We start from the raw sequence: 21,096 nt of genomic DNA, 5'->3' as shown, positions 1-21,096 counted from the left end.
TACACTTTCGCGGGTTTTGCTGCACCCCTGAGTTTGCGTTTGCACGCGGCGCCGGAGGCGCAACGCCGCAGCGCTTGCGAGTCGATGCGAGCCTTGAATCGCGATATGAACCGTGATCTTCGGTGCTTGGCGGCGGAGATGACCAGAATCAACAGACCATCGTCGTGGTGCGGGGCCAGAGGCCGGACCCGCGCTCACCGGCGACCACCCCAGCTTCGGAACCGTGCCTATGCCGCCTTTAGCCCAGAATACCGTTCGTACCCTGCCCATCCATGAGCGTCTGCCCAGATTGCTGGCCGCCCTCGGCGAGGGGCTCTACGAGCGGCAAGATGCACTGCGGCTCGGGCTGCTGGCCGCCCTCAGTGGCGAGAGCGTCTTCCTGCTGGGCCCGCCCGGCATCGCCAAGAGCCTGATCGCCCGTCGCCTCAAGCTGGCCTTTCACGATGCCCGTCATTTTGAATACCTGATGACCCGTTTCAGCACGCCGGAGGAGGTATTCGGCCCCCTCTCCATCCAGGCGCTCAAGGAGGATGGCAAGTACCTGCGGCTGACCCGCGGCTACCTGCCGGAGGCAGAGGTGGTGTTTCTCGACGAGATCTGGAAGGCGGGCCCGGCCATCCTCAACACCCTGCTCACCGCCATCAACGAGCGCCAGTTCCGCAACGGCGACAGCCAGCACCCTATCCCCATGCGGCTGCTGGTGACCGCATCCAATGAATTGCCCGCGCCGGACAGCGGCCTGGAAGCGCTCTATGACCGTATGCTGGTGCGGATCTGGATGGACAGGGTGCAGGAAAAATCCAACTTCCAGGCCATGCTGGCGAGCGACGGTCACTCGGGGCAGAATCTCTCGCCCTCGGTACAGATCCATGGCGAAGAGTATGAGGCCTGGCAGGAGCAGATCGAGCAAGTGCGCCTGCCGGACGCCTGTTTCGAGCTTATCTATCAGCTGCGCCAGCAGCTCGACAGCCAGCTCGGTCACGGCTGTTATGTGTCGGATCGGCGCTGGAAGAAGGCCGTCAGGCTCATCAAGGCGAGTGCCTTCTTCAACGGTCGTGACGAGGTGGCGCCGCTGGATCTGCTGCTGTTCAAGGATTGCCTCTGGCACGACGAGGCGTCTCGCACCGCCTTGCTGGAGATGATCGGCGAGTTCTCCCGTCTCTATGGCTATCAGCAACTGGCCATGACCCGCCAGCTGCTCTCCCTGCGCGAACAGTTCAAGCAGTTGAAAGGGGCCGTCTCCCAACGCCTCGGTTGCAAGGCCATCAAGCGCAAGCAGTGGTTCGGCCGCCGCGCCCGTGGCACCCAGCTGCCGCTGCTCAACGCCAAGCCGTTTGGCAAGCAGGTGCATTTCCACCTGCTCACCCCGGCGCCGCTCGATGGCGGCGATCCCGAGCGCCTGACCGGCACCCTCACCTTCGATCGCACCCTGCTCTCCCACTGGTATCCGGCCGGCGAGGCGCTGGTGGGCTGGCCCCTTGGCAATCCCAAGGAGGGTCACTTCGAGCTGGTGCTGGATGATCAGCTGCGCCTGCACGTGCTGGACATCCAGCGCCAGCCGGTGCCGCTGGTGCTGGTGGAGCGCACCGCCATCCCCGAGCTGGTGATCGCCCCCTGGCAGGCCGAGCTGGACGAGCTGGTGGTCCAGGTGGGCCGGGTGCAGCAGAGCCTCAAGGGGCAGCGCAGCCTGTTCGAGCGCCATCAGCAACACCTGTTTATCGGCGATCACTGGTTGCAGCAGGTGGAGGACAGCTTCTTCGTGCTGAACCGGGATCTGGATCAGTTGCGCAGCGATCTGCAGCAGTGGCGCGACCGCCTGCCCGGGCTCGATGCATGATGATATTTTGTGCTGCATTAGTCACAAAAAACACGTCAAACATGCTGTCTACGTGTGACTGGCAGCATCTCCTTTGCCGGTGTCGCCCCCTAAGGAGATCCCGTGCTTGAGATCGGCATGATGGACCTGGGGCTCCTCATCGGAGAGGGGGAGCTCGCGGGGGAGATGGCGCTGCTCTTGGCCTCCACCCCCAAGATCTCCGAATTCCTCAAGCGCTCTCCGTTGCAGGGCAAGCTGCTGAAAAAACGCATCCAGCACTGGAGCGAGCAGCTCGGCGAGGAGATGCGCCACAAACCGGTGCCGGTGGCGCTGGAGCGGGAGTACCTGCTCTATCAGGCCCATCGTCTGTTGCCGTTGCCAGAGCTGGTGGGCCGCCTGCCGAGCCTGCTGGAGACCCTGGAGCAGCAGAGCCCCTTCGCTGGCGATGCCCGCAGCTTGGTGCGCCAGATCATGGTGCAGCCGACCGAGAGTCTGCGTCAGCTGTTCATCGAAAAATGGCGGGCCAGCCTGGTGGGCAGCCTGTTGCAACTGCAGCAGCAGATCGCCGAGGCGGAGCGGGAGAAGCAGCGCCAGGAGATTGAGGATCAGCTGCTGGCGAACCGCACCCTGGCCGATGCGCTGGATCCGCACCAGATCTCGGCCGGTGGCCTCTGGGACTTGGCCCAGGGCATCTGGCACAAGCGCAGCCTGGTGCTGGTCAAGCAGTATGCCCGCATGTTGCAGCAAGAACCCCTGCTGGCGGAGATTGCCGCCCTGCTCGGGCGCAGCGAACGGGACAGGCGCAGCGACGCCAGGACTCTGCCGCCGGTGCAGGTTCATGAGCTCGAAGAGGTGCAGACCGACGATGTGCCGGACGATCTGGTGGGGGTGCATCCCGCCAGCGATCTGATGCGATTGCTGCCGAGCGAGGCGGTGATGCTGGCGCTGCCCGAGCTGGAGCTGGAGTTCTATCGCCGCTATCTGGAGCGGCGCCTGCTCAGCTACCAGTCACGGGGCACTTTGCCGCGCCAGCGCCTGATGTTGCGCACCCCGGAGCAGGGGGGGCAGGAGCCGCAGCCGCGCGGACCATTCATCGTCTGCGTCGATACCTCCGGCTCCATGGGCGGCTACCCGGAGGAGTGCGCCAAGGCGCTGTTCCTGGCCCTGCTCAAGCTGGCGATGGAGGAGAAGCGAGGCTGCTATCTGATGCTGTTTTCCACCGAGGTGGCGACCCTCGAGATCACCGCCGAGACCGGTCTGGACAAGGCGGAGCGCTTCCTCTCCATGAGTTTTCACGGCGGTACCGATCTGGTGCCCTGCCTCGAGAAGGCGCTGACTCAGCTCGAACAACCGGACTTTGCCAAGGCTGATGTGCTGGTGATCTCCGACTTTATCGCCCAGAGCCTGCCCCATGCCCTGCTCGATCGGATGAACCTGCGGCGCAAACAGCAGACCCGCTTTCACGCCGTCGCCATGTCGCGCCACGCCAAGCCGGCCATCTTGCGGGTGTTTGACAACAGCTGGCTGCTCGACTGCGGCCTGCGTGGCCGCCTGCTCAGGCGCTGGCAACGCAGCTAAGACAATAGACCCAGAGAGCTCAGCGGCTGTCATCTCGGGCTGGGTTGCACAGGTCTTCTTTGAGGAAAGGGATCGGGAGGATAAACACTGGCAGTACCACGGCACCGGCTGTCAGGGGAAGGGGGTATGACCCAGCCCCCGCTCGTTCACTTGTTCTTGATCCAGCAGCGGCTGGCCACTCGGCTGGGCGATATAGAAGCCCCGTTTGCCGCCGTGTTTGACTCGGTACATGGCCTGATCGGCCCGGGCCAGGGCGCTGCTGAAATCATCCTGTGGCCGAATGGTCGCGATCCCCATGCTCAGCCCCACGACCACCTCACCATTTGGCAACTCGAACGGGGTGGCGATGGTGTCGATGCACCGGCGAGCCAGCTGATGGGTGCGGGGATCCTCGCTGTGCCAGGGTAGCAACAGCACGAACTCGTCGCCGCCGAGCCGGCCCAGCTTGACCTCTTCGCCGCAACAACTGCGCAGGCGCTGACTGAGCGCCAGCAGCAGCTCGTCGCCGGCGCGGTGACCCAGGTTGTCGTTGACCTGCTTGAAGTCATCCAGATCGATAAAGCAGATGGTCTTGAACGTATGCGGAAACTGGCGCTGCAGCGCGTTGCGGTTGAGCAGGCCGGTGAGGGGATCCCGGTGGGCGAGGCGGGCCAGCTGCTGCTCGTACTCCTTCTCATGGGTGATGTCGATGTGGGTACCCATCACCCGGATAGGGTTGCCCTCGGCATCCCGCTCCACCACCCGCCCTCTGTCCAGCACCCAGGTGACCTTGCCATCCTTGGCGAGCATGCGGTGCATCGCCTGATAGAAGGGACTCTTGCCTGACAGGTGATCGAAGAAGGCCTGCAATACCTGCTCCCTGTCTTCCGGGTGCAGGTGGGCGCGCCACACGTCGAAGTGGGCCGACAGCTCCTTGGGCTGATAGCCGAGCATGGCGCCCCAGCGCCGGTTGAAGATGACGAGCTTGCCGGTGGGAACGTGGTTCTGCCAGATGCACAGGCCGGTGCCGTCCATGGCGGCATCCAGTTTCTCGCGAGCGTCCTCGGCGATGCGTTTCAGGCGCTCGTTTTCCTGCAGCAACCTGTCATAGGCCTCCTGCAGCTCCTCATGGGTCATTCATCATCCCTTTCCTTATCCGGTTGTGCCTATAGTCGATGCAGATTTTCCTTCTGTAAAGAATGAGATAGCGGGTGGCTTCACAGCGTGCAGATTGATTTCTCTGGCTGGCGATGACTGTGCGCCTGCCAAAAGGAGGGATATGATTGACGCAGCGAGCACGGCATCCGTGCAATCGAATGGGGAAACCGAATCGGCATGAAGATCCTGATGAGCTGGAGCCTGCTGCTATGGCTGTGCTGGACCCCGGTCTGGGCGGAGCAAGTCGCACTCACCGAGCCCGCCTTGTTGCAGGAGTTGCAACAGCTGGAGGAGAACCCTCAGCCACAGCAGGTGTTCCACGAGCGCGTCGCCGCCCTGGTGGCCCTGCGTGACAGCTATCCAGCGGAGGTGCAGGGGCGCATCACCCGGCTGCAATGCTGGGCCCAGCCGGCGGATCGGGACGAGGAGTACCAAAGTGCGGTGATCTTCGCCGACCGCGCGCTGGCGCTCGCTCGGGCCCGCAAAGATCGCGTCACCGAGAGTGGCCTGCTCGCTTGTCGCGGCTTCCATCAACAGTTGCTCGGCAACATGCAACAGGCAGGTCAGGATTACGATGAGGCGCTGACTCTGGCGCGCAGGTTGGGGGATAACAAGCAGCGCGCCGATATTCTCAGCCTGCGCGGCGAGATGTACTCCTATCAGGGGGAGATGGCCGAGGGGCTGATGGAGCTGATGGATGCCCATCGACGCTACGAGGAGATCGGGCTCGACAGCAAGGGCCGGGAGGTGCTGGCCAAGATCGCCAATGCCTATCGCCGGATGGGACTCTTTGAGCGGGCTGAGGGCTACTTTCAGGAGCTGGAGTACGACTTTCGCACCCGCAATGAGCAGGAGAGCCTGATCGAGATCCGCTCCCAGCAGGGGCTGCTCTACAGCGAGATGGGGGAGTATGACAGAGCGCTGCCGCTGATGGCACAGGCCGAGCAGTACTATCAGGGGCAGCAACAGCGGGGCATGCTGGCCTGGAGCCAGATTGAGATGGCCACCATCTTGCTTCATCAGGGCAAGACGGCGCAGGCGCAGGAGAAGCTGGAGCAAGCTTCCCGTTTGCTGCATCAGGGGGAGGGGGCCGACAGCGTGACCCGGGGTCACTGGCACATCGTCATGGCCACGGTGCAGGACGCCATGGGGCAATCGGCCAAGGCGCTGCACCACCTGGCTCTGGCCGAGCCGATTTTTGCCAAGGAGCAGAACTTGCGCTTCCTTGCCTGGATCCATGAGGTACGGGCCCGGGTGCTGGAGCGGCAGGGGCGCATCCGGGAGGCGTTGACCAGCCTCAAGCAATTCGTGCAGACCAAGCAGGCGCTCGAGCAGATGCTGCGGGAGCAGCGCTCCTTGCAACTGCGTTTCGAGTTCGATCTCGCCCGCAAGGAGCTGGAGAACCAGGCCCTCAGATCCAACCAGCAGTTGCAGGCCGAGAAGCTCAAGCAACTGCAGGAGCGGCGCTACTGGCAATATCTGGTGGTGATCTTGCTTATCCTGGTGATGGGCATCCTGGTCATTCATCAGCGCGGTCGCACCCGCAAGATGCATCGGCTCGCCATGACCGATGAGCTGACCGGCATCCACAACCGGCGCCAGATCCAGGCCAAGGGGCGCAAATGGTTCAGCGAGGCGCGCGAGAGCGGCAAGCCGCTGTGCGTGCTGCTGCTGGATATCGACCACTTCAAGAAGGTCAACGATCAGCTCGGCCACCACGTGGGGGATCGGGTGCTGACCGCGGTGGCCCAGTGCATCGAGGATCAACTGCGCAGCCTGGACAGGGTCGGGCGCAACGGTGGCGAGGAGTTTCTGGTGTTGCTGCCAGATACCCGGATCGACGAGGCGGCCGAGGTGGCGGAGCGAATTCGCCAGCAGGTCTCCTTGCTGCGCATCGAGGGAGTACCTGAGGATCACCCCATCCATGTCAGCATCGGTTGTGCCCAGTACCGTCGTCAGGATGACAACCTGGGGGAGCTTGTCCGCCGCGCCGACGAGGCCATGTACCTGGCCAAGCAGAGCGGGCGCAACCGGGTGGTGAAGGCGCAATGATCCCGCCCGGGCAGGGGCCCGCCTTGCTGTTAAGCCGGGCTGGGTATTTTTCACTCGCGCGGGTATAATGTCGCGCAATTTTGCTTTGGCTCAGGCGAGAAGACCCATGTAACGCAACACTCCGTCTTTCCCCACCAGGTTGGCCAGATGCCAGTTTGCGTGGCGTTGTTGCGTCTAGCCGGGCCCTGAGTCGAGAGCGGCATCCCGGATTTATTCCCACGGTGGCTTAACGCCGCCGCTAAATAGAAGAACATCGAACTATGTCTGCTGAATTTCTGAGTGAAGTCTCCAAGAGACGCACTTTTGCGATCATCTCGCACCCGGATGCGGGTAAAACCACCATCACCGAGAAAGTCCTGCTGTTCGGACAGGCCATTCAGCGCGCCGGTACCGTCAAGGGCCGTGGCTCGGGCCAGCATGCCAAATCCGACTGGATGGAGATGGAGAAGCAGCGCGGTATCTCCATCACTACCTCGGTGATGCAGTTCCCCTACAGCGATTGCCTGGTCAACCTGCTCGATACCCCGGGTCACGAGGACTTCTCCGAAGATACCTACCGAACCCTCACGGCGGTCGACTGCTGCCTGATGGTCATCGATGCCGCCAAGGGCGTCGAAGATCGTACTCGCAAGCTGATGGAAGTCACCCGCCTGCGCGATACCCCCATCCTCACCTTCATGAACAAGATGGACCGCGAAGTGCGCGATCCCATGGAGGTCATGGACGAGGTGGAGCGCGAGCTGAAGATCATGTGCGCCCCCATCACCTGGCCCATCAGCTGCGGCAAGTCCTTCAAGGGTGTCTATCACCTCTACAAGGACGAGACCTACCTGTACCAGACCGGTCAGGGCCACACCATCCAGGAGAAGCGGGTGGTGAAGGGGTTGCACAACCCCGAGCTGGATGCCGCCATCGGTGAGGATCTGGCGGCGCAGCTGCGCGGCGAACTGGAGCTGGTGCAAGGCGCCTCCCCCGAGTTCGATCACGATGCCTTCATCGCCGGCGAGATGACCCCGGTCTTCTTCGGTACCGCGCTCGGTAACTTCGGTGTCGACCACATGCTGGACGGCCTGACCGACTGGGCCCCGGCCCCGATGCCGCGCAAGGCCGAGAGCCGTATCGTTGCCGCCACCGAGGAGAAGTTCTCCGGTTTCGTGTTCAAGATCCAGGCGAACATGGACCCGAAACACCGCGACCGTATCGCCTTTATGCGCATAGTGTCAGGTACCTACAGTAAAGGCATGAAGATGCGCCACGTGCGCATCGGCAAGGACGTGAACATTTCCGACGCCGTCACCTTTATGGCCGGTGACCGCGAGCAGGCCGTCGAGGCCTGCGCCGGCGATATCATCGGCCTGCACAACCACGGCACCATCCAGATCGGTGACACCTTCACCCAGGGTGAGGATCTGAAGTTCACCGGCATCCCGAACTTCGCTCCCGAGCTGTTCCGTCGCATCCGCCTGCGCGATCCGCTCAAGCAGAAGCAGCTGCTCAAGGGGCTGGTGCAGCTCTCCGAAGAGGGCGCCGTGCAGGTGTTCCGTCCGCTCATCAGCAACGACCTCATCGTCGGTGCGGTCGGTGTGCTGCAGTTCGACGTGGTGGTCTCGCGTCTGAAGAGCGAGTACAACGTCGAGGCCCTGTACGAGGCGGTCAACGTCTCCACCGCCCGCTGGGTGGAAGGTACAGACGTCAAGAAGTTCGAGGAGTTCAAGCGCAAGAACGAGCTAAACCTGGCGCTCGATGGCGGTGACAATCTCACCTACATCGCCCCGACCATGGTCAACCTGCGCCTGGCCCAGGAACGTCACCCCGACGTGCTGTTCCGCCAGACCCGCGAGCATTGATATTCGTTCGTAAGGCTGGAAGGCTGACAATAAAAAGACCCCGCTTCGGCGGGGTCTTTTTTATGGCGATCGAGATAGAGATAGAGATAGAGATAGAGAAGGAACAATCCGTCGCCAACTTATTTTCTCCCTTCTCCCCTCGTGGGAGAAGGGTTGGGGATATTTGACTGTGGGCTAGAAGGCGCGCAGCAGCCTGGCCGGATTGCCAGCATAGGTGCCTGGGATCAGGATGTCGCGGGTCACTACTGCGCCGGCACCTATGACGGTTCCCCGGCAGATCCGCACCGGCAAAATGGTGGCGTTCGAACCGATGGAGACCTCATCTTCGATGAAGGTCCGACCCCAGTTTGCAGGATCAGGGTCTGGGCTTCCCTCTTGAAACAGGTCATTGGCAAAGATGACGCCGTGGCCGATAAAGCAGCGAGCCCCGACTGTGACGTACTCACAGATAAAGCTGTGGGACTGGATCCGGGTGCCCGATCCTATGCTAACGTTCGACTGGATCTCGACGAAGGGGCCAACGAACACATCGTCGGCCAAGGAACAACCATAGAGATTCACCGGTTCAACCAACTTCACGCGCTTGCCAAACTGCACATCACGGATACCGACCGTCAGGTGAGTAGGGCCGTTCATACCGTGTTTTCCGGTATTAGCGTCAGCACCATGCAGATCTCGCAGGCATCGTGGCCGGTGCTACCAAGCGGGCCCGGCAGGTGCTCGAAGCCAAGCGACTCGTAGAGCGCGGTCGCCTCGCGCAGCACGCCTGTGGTCTCCAGATAGCAGCGCCGGTAGCCGAGGGCTCTGGCTTCATTCATGGCTTGCAGCACCAGCCGCCGTCCCAGTCCCAGTCCACGCAGGGTGGGCATAAAGTACATCTTCTGCAGCTCGCAGATCTCCTCTTCCCCCGCCAGCGGCGCTATGCCGCCGCCGCCGAGAATGGTGCCGTCCGGCCCTTCGATGACCCAGTAGTGACTGCGTTCCCCCTGGTAGGTTTCATGGAGGAAGTCGAGATTGGGATCCGCCACGCCATAACCCTTGTCGGCGGTGAGGCCGTATTCGGCGGAGACGGCACGCACCACGGCGGCGATAGGAGGGTTATCGGCAGGAGTGATGGGGCGAATGCGATAACCCTGCTGGCGACGGGCGCGGGAGAGGGCGCTGCGATAGAGCCGCAGACCATCCCACAGGCGCTCGCTCTCGGCCGGGCTGAGCTGGGCCAGGGCCTGCTCGGTGGCGCTGTCCATCTCCTGATGCAGGGCCAGCAACTGGGCCTGACCGGCCTGGGTGAGACGGGCCTCCTTGCTGCGTCCGTCCGAGGGATGGGGGTGCCAGTCGATAAGGTCACGCTCGGCGAGGCGGGCAAGGGGGCGACTGGCGTTGGACTTGTCGATGCGCAGCCGCTCGGCCAGTTGCTGATTGGTGGCAGGGCCATTTTCCAGTTCGATCAGCAGGTGAGCTTCGAGCGGGCTCAGGGCCAGTGCGCCGCACTGTTGGGAGAGCATACCGAGCTCGCGTACCAGGTCGCGTGACAGGGCACGCAGGGGGCGGGGATCCATGGTAAAGATATCCTTTTGGTTGTCATCAGCAACCAATATAGCTAGATAGTTGTTACTAGCAACCTCTTTCTCGGGCAAATGATGGAGTATGGGGACGGACAGGGGGATGGCGGGTACAAAAAAAGGGCCCGGGAGGGGGCCCAAACATTGGAAACCCGCGCCGGAGCGCGGATCCCATCCTTGGTCAGTAACAGAATCAGTTAGACGCCTCGGTCTGTATGGCGTCGGTGCAAGGCTCCGGGTATTCCGTCGGCTTCGCCTTGGGCAATCAACGGTGCGGGTTTATACCAACTCGGCCAGCATGGCATCGGCATAGGGGACCAGCGGCTCGGCCTTCTTCACCCGGGTGAGATAGTCCGGGTTGGCGATGAGCGGGCGACCGATGGCGATAAGATCAAAGCGATCGGCGCGGATAGCCTCGGCAGCGCTCTCTGCTGTGTAGTTGCCAACCCCGACCAGATGGCCATCGTAGTGGGCGCGCAGATAGTCGGAGGCGCGACCATCCAGGTAGTCGAAGGTGAGGCTGTCATCGAAGATGCCCAGATGCACATAGGCCAGGGTACGGCCGTTGAGTTGGGCCAGCAGATAGTCGAACACGGCGCGGTCGCGCGGGTCACCCGCCAGATGCACGTAGGCGCCAGGGGAGAGGCGCAGCCCCACCCGCTCGCCGCCGATGCGGGCAGCGACGGCATCCACCACTTCCAGGGCGAAGCGGCTCATGTTCTCCGGGGTGGCACCGTAGGCGTCGTCACGCAGGTTGCTGGCATGGTGCAAGAACTGATCGATGAGGTAGCCGTTGGCACCGTGGATCTCGACCCCGTCAAAGCCGGCTTCGATGGCGTTGGCGGCGGCCTGGGCATAATCCTCGATAAGCTCCAAGATCTCGGCCACCGTCAGGGCGCGGGGCACCTGATAGACCAGATCGCGCATGCGCGGCACTGTGCCCTCATGGGCAATGGCGGACGGAGCCAGCACCTCGGCCTGGTGGAAGAAGGGGTGGGAGAGGCGACCCACGTGCCACAGCTGGGCGAAGATCTTGCCACCCTTGGCATGCACCGCCTGGGTGACTTTTTTCCAGCCTTCGACCTGCTCCGGGCTGTAGAGCCCCGGGGTATTGGGGTAACCCTGACCATCCGGGCGAATGATGGTGGCTTCGGAGATGATGAGGCCAATGTCGGCGCGGCGCGCATAGTAGGCGGCCATCTGCTCGGTCGGCACCAGACCCGGACCCGCCATGCAACGGGTCAGTGGGGCCATCATGAAACGGTTTGCCAGCGTGAGAGTACCGTTGAGGCGATAGGGTTGAAACAGGGTATCCATGGTCATCGTCCTGGGAGAGGGTTTCTTGAATGTGCATTCAAGACTCTTTTTGTTTTGCACGCAAGTCTTTTTTGAGCGAATATTCAGCCAGGATTGGTCTTGCCTGCCCACTGGGGTAGACTTGCCGCCCTTTTCTACCCCTGTCGACAGAGCGCGACGAGGGCCTGCCAACGGAGATCAGATGCGCATCGCCGAGTTTGACCGGGACCATGTCCTGCGACATGCCATGGAAGCCTTTCGCGCCAAGGGTTATGCCAAGACCACCATGCAGGATCTGGTGGCGGCGACGGGGCTGCATCCGGGCAGCCTCTACGCGGCCTTTGGCAACAAGCGCGGTCTGCTGCTGGCGGCCGTCGATCACTATGTGCAGGAAAAGAGCGCGCTGCGCCGCGCCTGTTTCGATCAGCCGACCCCGCTGGCGGGGTTGCAGTGCTACTTTCAGCAACTGGTGAGCGATGCCCTGCAGGGCTCCTGTCTGGTGACCCGTGCCCTGATGGAACTGGCGGAGCAGGACGAGGAGCTGCACCTGCGCTTCAAGGCCATCTATGCCGAGCTGGAAAGCGATCTGGCGTTGATGCTGCAACGGGCCAAGGCGCAGGGGGAGCTGGCCGACACCAGCGACATCCCGACCCTGACCGCCTTCTTGCAGATCACTATCCAGGGCCTGATCACCTTCGCCCAGTGCCGCCCCGACCGCGCCCTGCTCGAGGGTGTTGTCAGCCATCTGATGAGTGCCCTAACGCGCTCCCGCTAAGTACTCCCCGTCGTACGCTAGCGCCGATTTTTCCCTCCTGCGCTTACCCTTATTGCGCTCCTTGCTCGAGGGGGTAATCAGCCATCTGATGAGTGCCTTGGTGCTCTCCCGCTAGGTACTCCTCGTCGTACGCTAGCGCCGATTTTTCCCGCCGGCGCTTGCCCTCATTGCGCTCCTCTTCCATCTTCAAGTGGATGTTTCACGGAGGAGAAGGCCATGGCCAGGAAGTCAAAGTCGCAGGCGATGCTGCTGCATTTCACCGCCCCAAGGCTCACCATTGCGGAGCGGTTTGCCGCCGGCAAGCAGCTGCGCGAGCAGGTCCCCCGCGAATCACATGCCGAGCTGCCGCCGGTCTTGCCCGAGCGGGATCCCATCGCCGTGCTCAAGGCCCAGGCCCGCACCCGCCTGAAGCAGCTGGTGCCGGTGCGTCACGCCCGCATGCAGGAGTCCCCCTTCGCCTTCTTGCGCGGGGCGGCGGCCATCATGGCGGCGGATCTCGCGGCTACCCCCCGCTCCGGGCTGATGGTGCAGGCATGCGGCGACATGCACGTGGCCAACATCGGCCTCTATGCGAGCGCCGAGCGCAATCTGGTGTTGGCTATCAACGACTTCGATGAAACCCATCTCGGCCCCTGGGAGTGGGATCTCAAGCGCCTGGCCGCCAGTGCCCTGGTGGCGGCGGAGTACCTAGGTGCCGATGTCGCCCGCCAGCGGGAGGCGGCCAGGGTGATCGCGGCCAGTTATCGCACCAAGCTGCGGGAATACGGCAAGATGGGCTTTATGCAGGTCTGGTACGATCGTCTCGATCAGAGTGCCGTGCTCGACGCCTTCTCCGCCGATGCCCATAAAAAAGTCGAGGCCAGCTTCGCCAAGGCCAGGGGCCGGGATCACCTGCAGGTGCTCGGCAAGATGACGGATCTGGTGGACGATCAGCACAGGATCCGCGAGTTGCACCCCTTCGTCATTCGCGAGACTCATACCGAGGATGGGGAGCCGGTCTACGATGTGCTCGGTGAGCTGCTGGAGGCCTATCTGGCCTCTCTGCCGGAGGACAGACGCATCCTGTTGCAGCGCTACCGGATCCTGGACGTGGTGCGCAAGGTGGTGGGGGTCGGTAGCGTGGGCACTCGCTGCTGGGTGATGTTGCTGACCGGTGCCGACGATGATGATCCGCTGTTCCTGCAGGTCAAGGAGGCCCAGCCCTCGGTGCTGGCGCCCTATTTCACCTCCGAGGATGACAGCGGCAGCCAGGGGCGACGGGTGGTGCGGGGGCAGCGGATGATCCAGGGCTCGCCTGACATCTTCCTCGGCTGGTGTGAACTGCGGGGGCGCCACTTCTACGTGCGCCAGTTGCGGGACATGAAGGGAGGCATCGACATTACCCCGGGGGTGGTCAAGCCTCGACACTTCGTCGAATACTGCCAACTCTGTGGCTGGGCGCTGGCACTGGCCCATGCGAAATCGGGGGATGCGGCGCAGATCGCCGGTTACATGGGCAAGTCGGAGGTGATGGATGAGGCCATCGCCGACTTTGCGGTGGCCTATGGCCAGCGCACCCGGGATGACCATCGTCTGCTGCTGGCCGCCATCGCCCGCGGCGATCTGCCGGTCGCCAGCGAGGCCCGCTGAACCCGTTGCACTCAGTCCCATGAAAAGCGGCGCTTACAGGCGCCGCTTTTCATATCCGAGTTTAAGACCTCACCACCGCACTCAATTGATCTACATGGAATTGATCTACATGGAATTGATCGACCAACTCCCGCATCAGCTCCTTTAGCCATACCAATGCGGGTTGCTGGGCGTGGTTACCGAGAGTGTGCCAGGCGCAGTTGGCTGCGCTAACTCGGCTCTTGATTGACCAGCCCCCGCATCAGTTTCTTTAGCCAAATCAATGCGGGTTGCTGGGCGTGGTCGCCGAGAGTGTGCCAGACGTAGTTTGCTGGGCTAACTCGGCTCCTGATTGACCAGCTCTCGCATCAGCTCCTTTAGCCAGATAAGGGCCGGTTGCTGGGCGTGGTCGCCGAAAGTGTGCCAGACGCAGTTTGCTGCGTTAACCCGGCTCCTGATTGACCAGCTCTCGCATCAGTTCCTTTAGCCAGATAAGAGCCGGCTGCTGGGCGTGGACCGGGTGCCAGACGCAGTTGAGATGATAGTCCGGCACGTCCGCCGGCAGCGGCAGGCTCTTCAGCGGCCAGTGCTCGGCCAAGAGCTCGGCGACCTTGCGGGGCAGCACCAGCAGGTGATCGCTTTGGCTGACGATGGCGGCGGCGGACATATAGCTCTGGCTGTTGACCGAGATGGTGCGCGATAACCCCTGGCTCTGGAGGAACTTGTCTAGGCTCGCCTCCGAGGTGCCGAGCGGCGAGTGGAACACATGAGGCATCTCGACCAGCTGTGCCAGCGTGATGCGCTCCTCGGGCAGTTCGCGGGTGGCGCGCACCAGCCCGGCCAGGGGCTCGGTGAGCCAGGTCTCCTTGCCCAGATATCCGGGCACCTGCATGTACTCGTCAAACCCCAGCACCAGATCGATTTCACCGCTGGCGAGCTCCGCCTCCGGCAGGCTGTCGCGCAGGATACGGATCTCGATGGTGACCCCGGGCGCCAGCCTTTTCAGGCGTGAAATCAGCGGCGGGATCAGCACGCACTCCACGTAATCCGTGGTGCAGAGCACGAAGCGGCGTTTGGAGTGGCGCGGCTCGAACACCTCCTCATCGCTGAGCTGCTGCTCCAGCAGCCGCAGCACCTGCTGCACCCCCAGATGCAGGCGCTGGGCGCGGGGGGTCGGCAGCATCCCCTGGGGCGTGCGCACCAAGAGCGGATCGCCAAAGAAGGTGCGCAGCCGACCGAGGGAGTGGCTCATGGCGGGCTGGCTGATAAACAGCGCCTCCGAGGCGCGGGTGACGCTGCCTTGTGTCATCAGGGCGTCAAAGGCGAGCAGCAGATTGAGGTCGAGCTGGTGCAATTTCATGGGGGGATTATTCACGCTGTTTATGGGATGATTAATCCTATTCATTTGATTGATGTGGATGCAACTTCATACACTGCATCTCACCGCGATATTTCGCCCTTTTTACCATTTGGGCTGCCGGTCAGTGCCCTGTTTGGCTCAATCATCACGAGTCTCGTGCTGGAAAGCTGAGGTAGCGGCAACCCGGGCGGCCTGTTCCCGTGGCCTGGCAGGCAGTATCCAGGGCGCCGAGACGCGGGTTCGCCAGGCGATTGCGTAACTGTTAACAAGCAGGTGGGCCAGGCCCGCCCGTTTCCCCATTACCGGCCCTGTGCTGCGCCTATCGCTCGCACCGGCCAACAAGGAATTTGCGATGAGCATCAAGACACTCAACACCACGCCTGCCGCTGACGGCTTCCACATGCCCGCCGAGTGGGCGCATCAGCAGGCCGTCTGGATGATCTGGCCGTTCCGCCCGGACAACTGGCGCGAAGCTGGTCGCTTCGCCCAGAGCACCTTTGCCAAGGTAGCCGACGCCATCGGTGGCGCCACTCCGGTCTTTATGGGTGTGCCGGCCGAGTTTATGGACAAGGCGCGCGCCATCATGCCCGCCCACGTCACCCTGGTCGAAATGAGCAGCGATGACTGCTGGGCCCGCGACTCGGGCCCGACCGTGGTCACCAATGCCGCCGGCGAGTGCCGTGGGGTGGATTGGGGCTTCAACGCCTGGGGCGGCCTCAAGGGCGGTCTCTACGCACCTTGGAATCAGGACGAAGAAGTGGCCGCCAAGATGCTGGCCCAGCACGGCATGGCGCGCTACGACGCACCGCTCATCCTGGAAGGGGGCTCCATCCACGTGGATGGCGAGGGCACCTGCATGACCACCGCCGAGTGCCTGCTCAACGAGAACCGCAACCCGCACCTCTCCAAGGATCAGATCGAAGCCTTGCTGCGCGACTATCTGGGCGTGAAGAGCTTTATCTGGCTGAACGAGGGCGTCTATCTGGACGAAACCGACGGCCACATCGACAACATCTGCTGCTTCGTGCGCCCGGGCGAAGTGGCCCTGCACTGGACCGATGACGAGACCGATCCCCAGTACGCCCGCTCCCTGGCCGCCCTCGAAGTGCTGGAAGCGGCGGTGGATGCCAAGGGTCGCAAGCTGAAAGTCTGGAAGCTGCCCCAGCCGGGCCCGCTGTTCTGTACCGAAGAGGAGTCAGCTGGCGTCGAGAGCGGCAGCGGCGTGCCGCGCGAGGCAGAAGGTCGTCTGGCCGGCTCCTACGTGAACTTCCTCATCACCAATGATCGCATCGTCTATCCGCTGCTGGATGTCGCCACCGACGGCGAAGCCCAGCAGATCCTGGAAGAGATCTTCCCGGAGCATAAGGTCATCGGCGTACCGGCCCGCGAGATCCTGCTGGGGGGCGGCAATATCCACTGCATCACCCAGCAAATTCCTTCCGGTAAGTAATCTGGCCGAAGAGTGTAGAAATTCAAAACCCCACGCTGTGGGGTTTTATCTCTTGATGGCGTGATGGTCGAAGGCGCTGATGCGGCGATCATCATTACAAACAGTCACCCTTTTACAGGAGATCCCCATGATCGAAGTGACAGAGGTTTCCATTGCCGAGCTGCGTGCCGCGCTCGAATCCGGCCGCACCACGGCGGTCGAACTGGTCGAGGCCTATCTGGCCCGCATCGCCGCTTATAACGGCCCCGAGACCGACACCAAGCTCAATGCCCTGGTGGTCGCCAATCCCGATGCACTGAAAGAGGCGCAAGCCTCCGATGCTCGCCGCGCCCGTGGCGAGACTCTGGGGCCGCTGGACGGCATCCCCTACACCGCCAAGGACAGCTACCTGGTCAAGGGGCTGACCGCCGCCTCCGGTAGCCCGGCGTTCAAGGACTTGGTCGCTCAGCGCGACGCCTTCACCGTCGAGCGGCTGCGGGCCGCCGGCGCCATTTGTCTGGGCAAGACCAATATGCCACCCATGGCCAATGGCGGCATGCAGCGTGGCGTCTATGGCCGCGCCGAGAGCCCCTATAACGCCGACTACCTCACCGCGCCCTTTGCGTCGGGTTCCTCCAACGGCGCCGGCACAGCCACCGCCGCCAGCTTCTCTGCCTTTGGTCTCGCCGAAGAGACCTGGTCGAGCGGCCGTGGCCCTGCTTCCAACAACGGTCTGTGTGCCTACACGCCATCGCGCGGCGTCATCTCGGTGCGCGGCAACTGGCCGCTGACCCCGACCATGGACGTGGTGGTGCCTTATGCCCGCACCATGAGCGATCTCTTGGAAGTGCTGGATATAGTGGTGGCCGACGATGCGGATCCCCGTGGCGATTTGTGGCGCCTGCAACCCTGGGTCAAGTTACCCAAGGCCTCCGAGGTGCGCCCGGCCTCCTATCTGGATCTGGCCGCCAAGAGCGATGCCCTCAAGGGCAAGCGCCTCGGCGTGCCGCGCATGTTTATCAACAAGGATGAACTGGCCGGCACCAGCGACAATCCCGGTATCGGCGGCCCGACCGGCCAGCGCATCCACACCCGCGAGTCTGTGATCGCGCTCTGGGAGCAGGCCCGTCAGGCCCTGGAAGCCGCTGGCGCCGAAGTGATTGAGGTGGACTTCCCGCTGGTCTCCAACTGCGAAGGGGACAGACCCGGCGCGCCGACCGTGTTCAACCGCGGCATCGTGAGCCCTGAGTTTCTCAATGACGAGCTGTGGGAGCTGTCCGGCTGGGCGTTCGACGATTTCCTGCGCGCCAACGGCGATCCCAAGCTCAACAAGTTGGCCGACGTAGATGGCCCCAAGATCTTCCCCCACGATCCGGGCACCTTGCCGAACCGCGAGGGAGATCTCGCCGCCGGCATGGATGAATACGTCAAGATGGCCAAGCGTGGCCTCAAGCGCTTCGACGAGATTGCCTCTGTGCCAGATGGCCTGCGTGGCCTGGAGCAGACCCGCAAACTGGATCTGGAAGACTGGATGGATGAGCTGAAACTCGACGCCGTGCTGTTCCCGACTGTGGCTGATGTCGGCCCGGCGGATGCGGATGTGAATCCGGCCTCCGCCGATATCGCCTGGAGCAACGGCGTCTGGGTCGCCAACGGCAACCTCGCCATTCGCCACCTCGGCGTGCCGACTGTCACCGTCCCCATGGGGGTGATGGCCGATATCGGCATGCCGGTGGGTCTGACCTTCGCCGGTCGCGCCTATGACGACAACAATCTGCTGCGCGTCGCCTCGGCCTTCGAGTCCACCGGCAACAAGCGCAAGGTGCCGCCGCGCACCCCGCCGCTGGCTTGATTGCTGTTGTGAGTTACATATTTCGGGGTTGACCGGTAATAACAAAAACAAACCCACCCGCTATGCGTGTGGGTTTTATTTCCTCTGTTCTAATACTTCATCGATCATTACATGTGCAGCGGAACCAATCCAAAAGAATATAGAGGTTGCAACAATGTAGAGAATTACTTGGATGATCATAATGTAAATTGAGTTAGCATCATTCAATAAAATTATCGCAATAAGAATTAAACATGGGGCAACTCCCATTATAAAAAGCAATGTAACTATCAAAACTATTCTTGGTGAAACAGAACTCTTATTAATTACACCAGCGCTAACAATTTTCACTATTGCCTGACCGAATAGTATGGCAGATGCAAAACTCCAATCAGCGGCAGCAAAAAAATCACCCATACTTGATTTATATAATTTCACCATTCCAATAACAATAAATGGTAAGAGTATAAACAAATACTCAGAAAGTAATGTTATTCTTGCATTAGAGTAGACTTTACTCTTCATAGTCAAAGTTTCCCTGTTTATAAAAGCGCATTTCTACAGGGTTATGCACTTTGATTACTTCATATTTTGTCTCTACAGGCTTGTCATATTTATCATAAAACACAATGGTAACTAAGTCGCATAATAAGCCATCTCCCGGCGCCACGAATACTTTCCGATTATGAAACTCTGTCAACCATTCAGGAACACGCATCTTAGCTGATATTTTTGTTTTCCCCTTAATAAAATCCCACATGGAGTTACCAATAAAATCTGCTTTTTTAATGATGAGCGTCTCTTTCGTTATATTGCTTCGAGTTGAATCTACGATTAGTAAATCAATGTCATCCTTTGTAAGCCTAAAATTTTTATTAAGCTTTACAGTATTCTCGTTTGCTAAAACATATATATCATCCTGAGTATTCAGTTTTCCTGATGCATCACTTATGGATGTATAAGCTTTTAACAATCTATATCTGTTAAGGTCAAAGACATTCGGGAACTCTTCCAGTTTAAGTTCATCGGCTTTTCTATGAAGTTCATTTATAAGAGGGTCTAATTCATCTACATTCGTTATAGTATCTTTGTCTTTTATAAAGGTGATCAATCGTTCTGTACAATAGTTCATGAAATCAATGAACTTATTTTGCTTTTCATTGGGTATTTCACCATCTATATTGATGGTGAGCCAAGATTTTATAGAACCTTCATTAATATCAGATAAAAGAAGAAAAGGTCGAATTTCTGTATCTACGGCTTGCAAAACACTTTCGTGAAATTCTTCAACGCTGCTAATTAGAAGACTCATGGAGTCAAAAACGCGCTGAGGCTTTTCAGAGTTTTTCTGGAAGTCGATTTTTAAGCAGATGTTATTTTTGTATGAGTTTTCTGTTTGCATAAAATTTATCCATTCAGCATTAGATGTATATATTAAGAATAAGCTCTAGCATCTTAATAATTAACCCATCCCATCGACCTCAATAACTTCTTCACTTTCTGAGTTCAGAGATACACAATTTTTATTGAATTAATCAACTCATAATGGAGTCAGGAAAGCTTTGGTATGACGTCTAGATTTTTCTGTAATCCTTGATGTGTATACATGAAAACGCTCCGTTTTGATACTTGAATGAGTATGGTAGCCATAATGAGGTATTATGGAGATGAGAACAAGAGAGCCGTAGGTTCGATTAGCGAAGCGCATTCTGACGATCACGAAAAGGAGCTGCTGAGTGCCGATGGTCTCAACGGTTTTGCGCAAAATCTGGGGCACCCACCCATCCCTACGCGTTGACAAGGTTTTTGCACTCGGTTTGGCTTAAATAGTTGTGATCTAGAAGGAAAGTCCCATAACCATCGCTCGCGCTACCGGCATCCTGACGACTTTGCCACTGCGCCTGCTATGGGTGGATGTTCAATATGGTCAGGAGCTGGCTCGGCCCACCTTGGCTGTTTTTCTTGACGCTTTGTTATTCGGGTATGCGAGATTTGAGTGAAATGCGCATGACCTTGTGATCAGGCTCACTTTCAATATCCACCTCAGACCAACCCAAGGATTGATAGAGTATCGGGACATTCGTATAAGCATAGAGATAGTCTTGTGACGACGCTAATAACTGTGCAACACCGGCATTGATGAGTTGGCTGGCAAGGCCTTTACCCCGATGTTCGGCACTGACAAAAACGGCATTGACCCATATTACGTCACCACTACGATTCGGCTCTTTGAAACGAGAATACGCTAAACCGCCAATCACCACATCATCTATGGCTGCAACTAGCACAGGCGGCAAATTTGCGTTCTTTTTGTAAGTATCGCAAAACTGAAAGTCTGGCCATTTGGATTGAAATAATGATTCTATTTGCGCTAAATAGGGTGAGTCGTCTTCGCAATAAATCAGCTCAACGGTGTGTGGGTTTATCATATTTCTCCAAAGTATATAAATGTTGTTAGGGTATTGTATCTAGACGTTGACTTTAGCCTATTCCAGCAAGTGATTTCAATCATTTGTTAGACTTGCCTCATATCATATATTTACTACCGTTCTTATATATTTAATTTCCATTCGGTATTAAATTTTATTAAATGCTGTTCGAGGGTGAAAAACCGATGGCCTAGGTGCGAATAGCGAGGCGTATTCGAGCGATCGTGATAAGGGGTTATCGGGAGCCCGTCGGTATCCAAGGTTTCCTGCTTGTCTTGCCATCATGTCGTTTGCGGTAAACGGACGATTACGCTGCATTGAACGTCCCTATATGGCTGATCATCTACCTCCTCAGCCCCAATCCCAATCCCAATCC

General features: G+C 59.7%; 16 protein-coding genes. 8 read left to right on the top strand and 8 right to left on the bottom strand.

The window, feature by feature from the left end; translation table 11 throughout:
- The first annotated feature begins 229 nt into the window (after window positions 1-229).
- A complete protein-coding gene (locus tag BN1137_RS06900) occupies window positions 230-1,837 on the top strand; it encodes an ATPase RavA domain-containing protein (protein WP_050717900.1) in 1,608 nt (535 codons plus the stop codon).
- Between the two features lie 102 nt (window positions 1,838-1,939).
- Window positions 1,940-3,394: an ATPase RavA stimulator ViaA gene (viaA, locus tag BN1137_RS06895; RefSeq protein ID WP_050717899.1), complete on the top strand. Its 1,455-nt coding sequence runs from the start codon at window positions 1,940-1,942 to the stop codon at window positions 3,392-3,394.
- Between the two features lie 111 nt (window positions 3,395-3,505).
- Here viaA and BN1137_RS06890 read toward each other — a convergent pair whose 3' ends face one another.
- Window positions 3,506-4,510, bottom strand: coding sequence for a sensor domain-containing diguanylate cyclase (locus tag BN1137_RS06890; RefSeq protein ID WP_050717898.1), 1,005 nt, complete (start codon window positions 4,508-4,510; stop codon window positions 3,506-3,508).
- Between the two features lie 198 nt (window positions 4,511-4,708).
- On the opposite strand from BN1137_RS06890, the gene BN1137_RS06885 reads away from it, so the two are divergent.
- Together BN1137_RS06885 and prfC are read left to right on the top strand one after the other, a co-directional pair.
- Entirely contained in the window at window positions 4,709-6,583 is a 1,875-nt protein-coding gene (locus BN1137_RS06885) for a tetratricopeptide repeat-containing diguanylate cyclase (RefSeq protein WP_050717897.1), read from the top strand.
- Between the two features lie 260 nt (window positions 6,584-6,843).
- Window positions 6,844-8,430: a peptide chain release factor 3 gene (prfC, locus tag BN1137_RS06880; protein WP_050717896.1), complete on the top strand. Its 1,587-nt coding sequence runs from the start codon at window positions 6,844-6,846 to the stop codon at window positions 8,428-8,430.
- 174 nt (window positions 8,431-8,604) lie between these two features.
- Here the strand turns inward: prfC and BN1137_RS06875 are convergent, their stop codons facing one another.
- From BN1137_RS06875 to BN1137_RS06865, 3 genes are all read right to left on the bottom strand, one after another.
- Window positions 8,605-9,066, bottom strand: coding sequence for an acyltransferase (locus tag BN1137_RS06875; protein WP_050717895.1), 462 nt, complete (start codon window positions 9,064-9,066; stop codon window positions 8,605-8,607).
- On the bottom strand, window positions 9,063-9,989 hold the full coding sequence (locus tag BN1137_RS21855) for a bifunctional helix-turn-helix transcriptional regulator/GNAT family N-acetyltransferase (RefSeq protein WP_083443395.1): 927 nt from the start codon (window positions 9,987-9,989) through the stop codon (window positions 9,063-9,065). Before BN1137_RS21855 ends, BN1137_RS06875 begins: the two co-directional genes overlap by 4 nt.
- Before the next feature lie 282 nt (window positions 9,990-10,271).
- Entirely contained in the window at window positions 10,272-11,309 is a 1,038-nt protein-coding gene (locus BN1137_RS06865; protein WP_198150608.1) for an alkene reductase, read from the bottom strand.
- Window positions 11,310-11,490: 181 nt separating this feature from the next.
- On the opposite strand from BN1137_RS06865, the gene BN1137_RS06860 reads away from it, so the two are divergent.
- Complete coding sequence (locus tag BN1137_RS06860) at window positions 11,491-12,063, top strand: TetR/AcrR family transcriptional regulator (protein ID WP_050717893.1); 573 nt, start codon at window positions 11,491-11,493, stop codon at window positions 12,061-12,063.
- A 216-nt stretch (window positions 12,064-12,279) separates the two neighbouring features.
- Window positions 12,280-13,692: a DUF2252 domain-containing protein gene (locus BN1137_RS06855; protein WP_050717892.1), complete on the top strand. Its 1,413-nt coding sequence runs from the start codon at window positions 12,280-12,282 to the stop codon at window positions 13,690-13,692.
- 421 nt (window positions 13,693-14,113) lie between these two features.
- On the opposite strand, the gene BN1137_RS06850 is transcribed toward BN1137_RS06855, so the two are convergent.
- Window positions 14,114-15,031, bottom strand: a complete 918-nt coding sequence (locus BN1137_RS06850) for a LysR family transcriptional regulator (RefSeq protein WP_050717891.1) — start codon at window positions 15,029-15,031, stop codon at window positions 14,114-14,116.
- A 352-nt stretch (window positions 15,032-15,383) separates the two neighbouring features.
- Between BN1137_RS06850 and aguA the strand changes: the two genes are divergently transcribed.
- On the top strand, window positions 15,384-16,481 hold the full coding sequence (gene aguA, locus BN1137_RS06845) for an agmatine deiminase (RefSeq protein WP_050717890.1): 1,098 nt from the start codon (window positions 15,384-15,386) through the stop codon (window positions 16,479-16,481).
- 127 nt (window positions 16,482-16,608) lie between these two features.
- On the top strand, window positions 16,609-18,312 hold the full coding sequence (locus tag BN1137_RS06840) for an amidase (protein ID WP_050717889.1): 1,704 nt from the start codon (window positions 16,609-16,611) through the stop codon (window positions 18,310-18,312).
- A 75-nt stretch (window positions 18,313-18,387) separates the two neighbouring features.
- On the opposite strand, the gene BN1137_RS06835 is transcribed toward BN1137_RS06840, so the two are convergent.
- The 3 genes from BN1137_RS06835 to BN1137_RS06825 all read right to left on the bottom strand — a co-directional run bounded on the left by BN1137_RS06835 (window position 18,388) and on the right by BN1137_RS06825 (window position 20,720).
- Window positions 18,388-18,816 (bottom strand): hypothetical protein, encoded by a 429-nt coding sequence (locus tag BN1137_RS06835; protein ID WP_050717888.1) that lies wholly within the window; start codon window positions 18,814-18,816, stop codon window positions 18,388-18,390.
- A complete protein-coding gene (locus BN1137_RS06830; RefSeq protein ID WP_050717887.1) occupies window positions 18,806-19,693 on the bottom strand; it encodes a hypothetical protein in 888 nt (295 codons plus the stop codon). The genes BN1137_RS06835 and BN1137_RS06830 overlap by 11 nt, the downstream gene beginning before the upstream one ends.
- Window positions 19,694-20,264: 571 nt before the next feature.
- A complete protein-coding gene (locus BN1137_RS06825; RefSeq protein ID WP_050717886.1) occupies window positions 20,265-20,720 on the bottom strand; it encodes a GNAT family N-acetyltransferase in 456 nt (151 codons plus the stop codon).
- Between the last annotated feature and the right edge of the window lie 376 nt (window positions 20,721-21,096).

Source organism: Aeromonas tecta (assembly GCF_000820185.1).
GTDB lineage: Bacteria > Pseudomonadota > Gammaproteobacteria > Enterobacterales > Aeromonadaceae > Aeromonas > Aeromonas tecta.
This window is presented reverse-complemented; position numbering and strand designations above follow the sequence as displayed.

Coding starts and splice junctions, on each gene's coding strand:
- BN1137_RS06900 (WP_050717900.1), top strand. CDS start 230: ATGCCGCCTTTAGCCCAGAATACCGTTCGTACCCTGCCCATCCATGAG.
- BN1137_RS06890 (WP_050717898.1), bottom strand. CDS start 4,510: ATGACCCATGAGGAGCTGCAGGAGGCCTATGACAGGTTGCTGCAGGAA.
- BN1137_RS06885 (WP_050717897.1), top strand. CDS start 4,709: ATGAAGATCCTGATGAGCTGGAGCCTGCTGCTATGGCTGTGCTGGACC.
- prfC (WP_050717896.1), top strand. CDS start 6,844: ATGTCTGCTGAATTTCTGAGTGAAGTCTCCAAGAGACGCACTTTTGCG.
- BN1137_RS06875 (WP_050717895.1), bottom strand. CDS start 9,066: ATGAACGGCCCTACTCACCTGACGGTCGGTATCCGTGATGTGCAGTTT.
- BN1137_RS21855 (WP_083443395.1), bottom strand. CDS start 9,989: ATGGATCCCCGCCCCCTGCGTGCCCTGTCACGCGACCTGGTACGCGAG.
- BN1137_RS06865 (WP_198150608.1), bottom strand. CDS start 11,309: ATGGATACCCTGTTTCAACCCTATCGCCTCAACGGTACTCTCACGCTG.
- BN1137_RS06860 (WP_050717893.1), top strand. CDS start 11,491: ATGCGCATCGCCGAGTTTGACCGGGACCATGTCCTGCGACATGCCATG.
- BN1137_RS06855 (WP_050717892.1), top strand. CDS start 12,280: ATGGCCAGGAAGTCAAAGTCGCAGGCGATGCTGCTGCATTTCACCGCC.
- BN1137_RS06850 (WP_050717891.1), bottom strand. CDS start 15,031: ATGAAATTGCACCAGCTCGACCTCAATCTGCTGCTCGCCTTTGACGCC.
- aguA (WP_050717890.1), top strand. CDS start 15,384: ATGAGCATCAAGACACTCAACACCACGCCTGCCGCTGACGGCTTCCAC.
- BN1137_RS06840 (WP_050717889.1), top strand. CDS start 16,609: ATGATCGAAGTGACAGAGGTTTCCATTGCCGAGCTGCGTGCCGCGCTC.
- BN1137_RS06835 (WP_050717888.1), bottom strand. CDS start 18,816: ATGAAGAGTAAAGTCTACTCTAATGCAAGAATAACATTACTTTCTGAG.
- BN1137_RS06830 (WP_050717887.1), bottom strand. CDS start 19,693: ATGCAAACAGAAAACTCATACAAAAATAACATCTGCTTAAAAATCGAC.
- BN1137_RS06825 (WP_050717886.1), bottom strand. CDS start 20,720: ATGATAAACCCACACACCGTTGAGCTGATTTATTGCGAAGACGACTCA.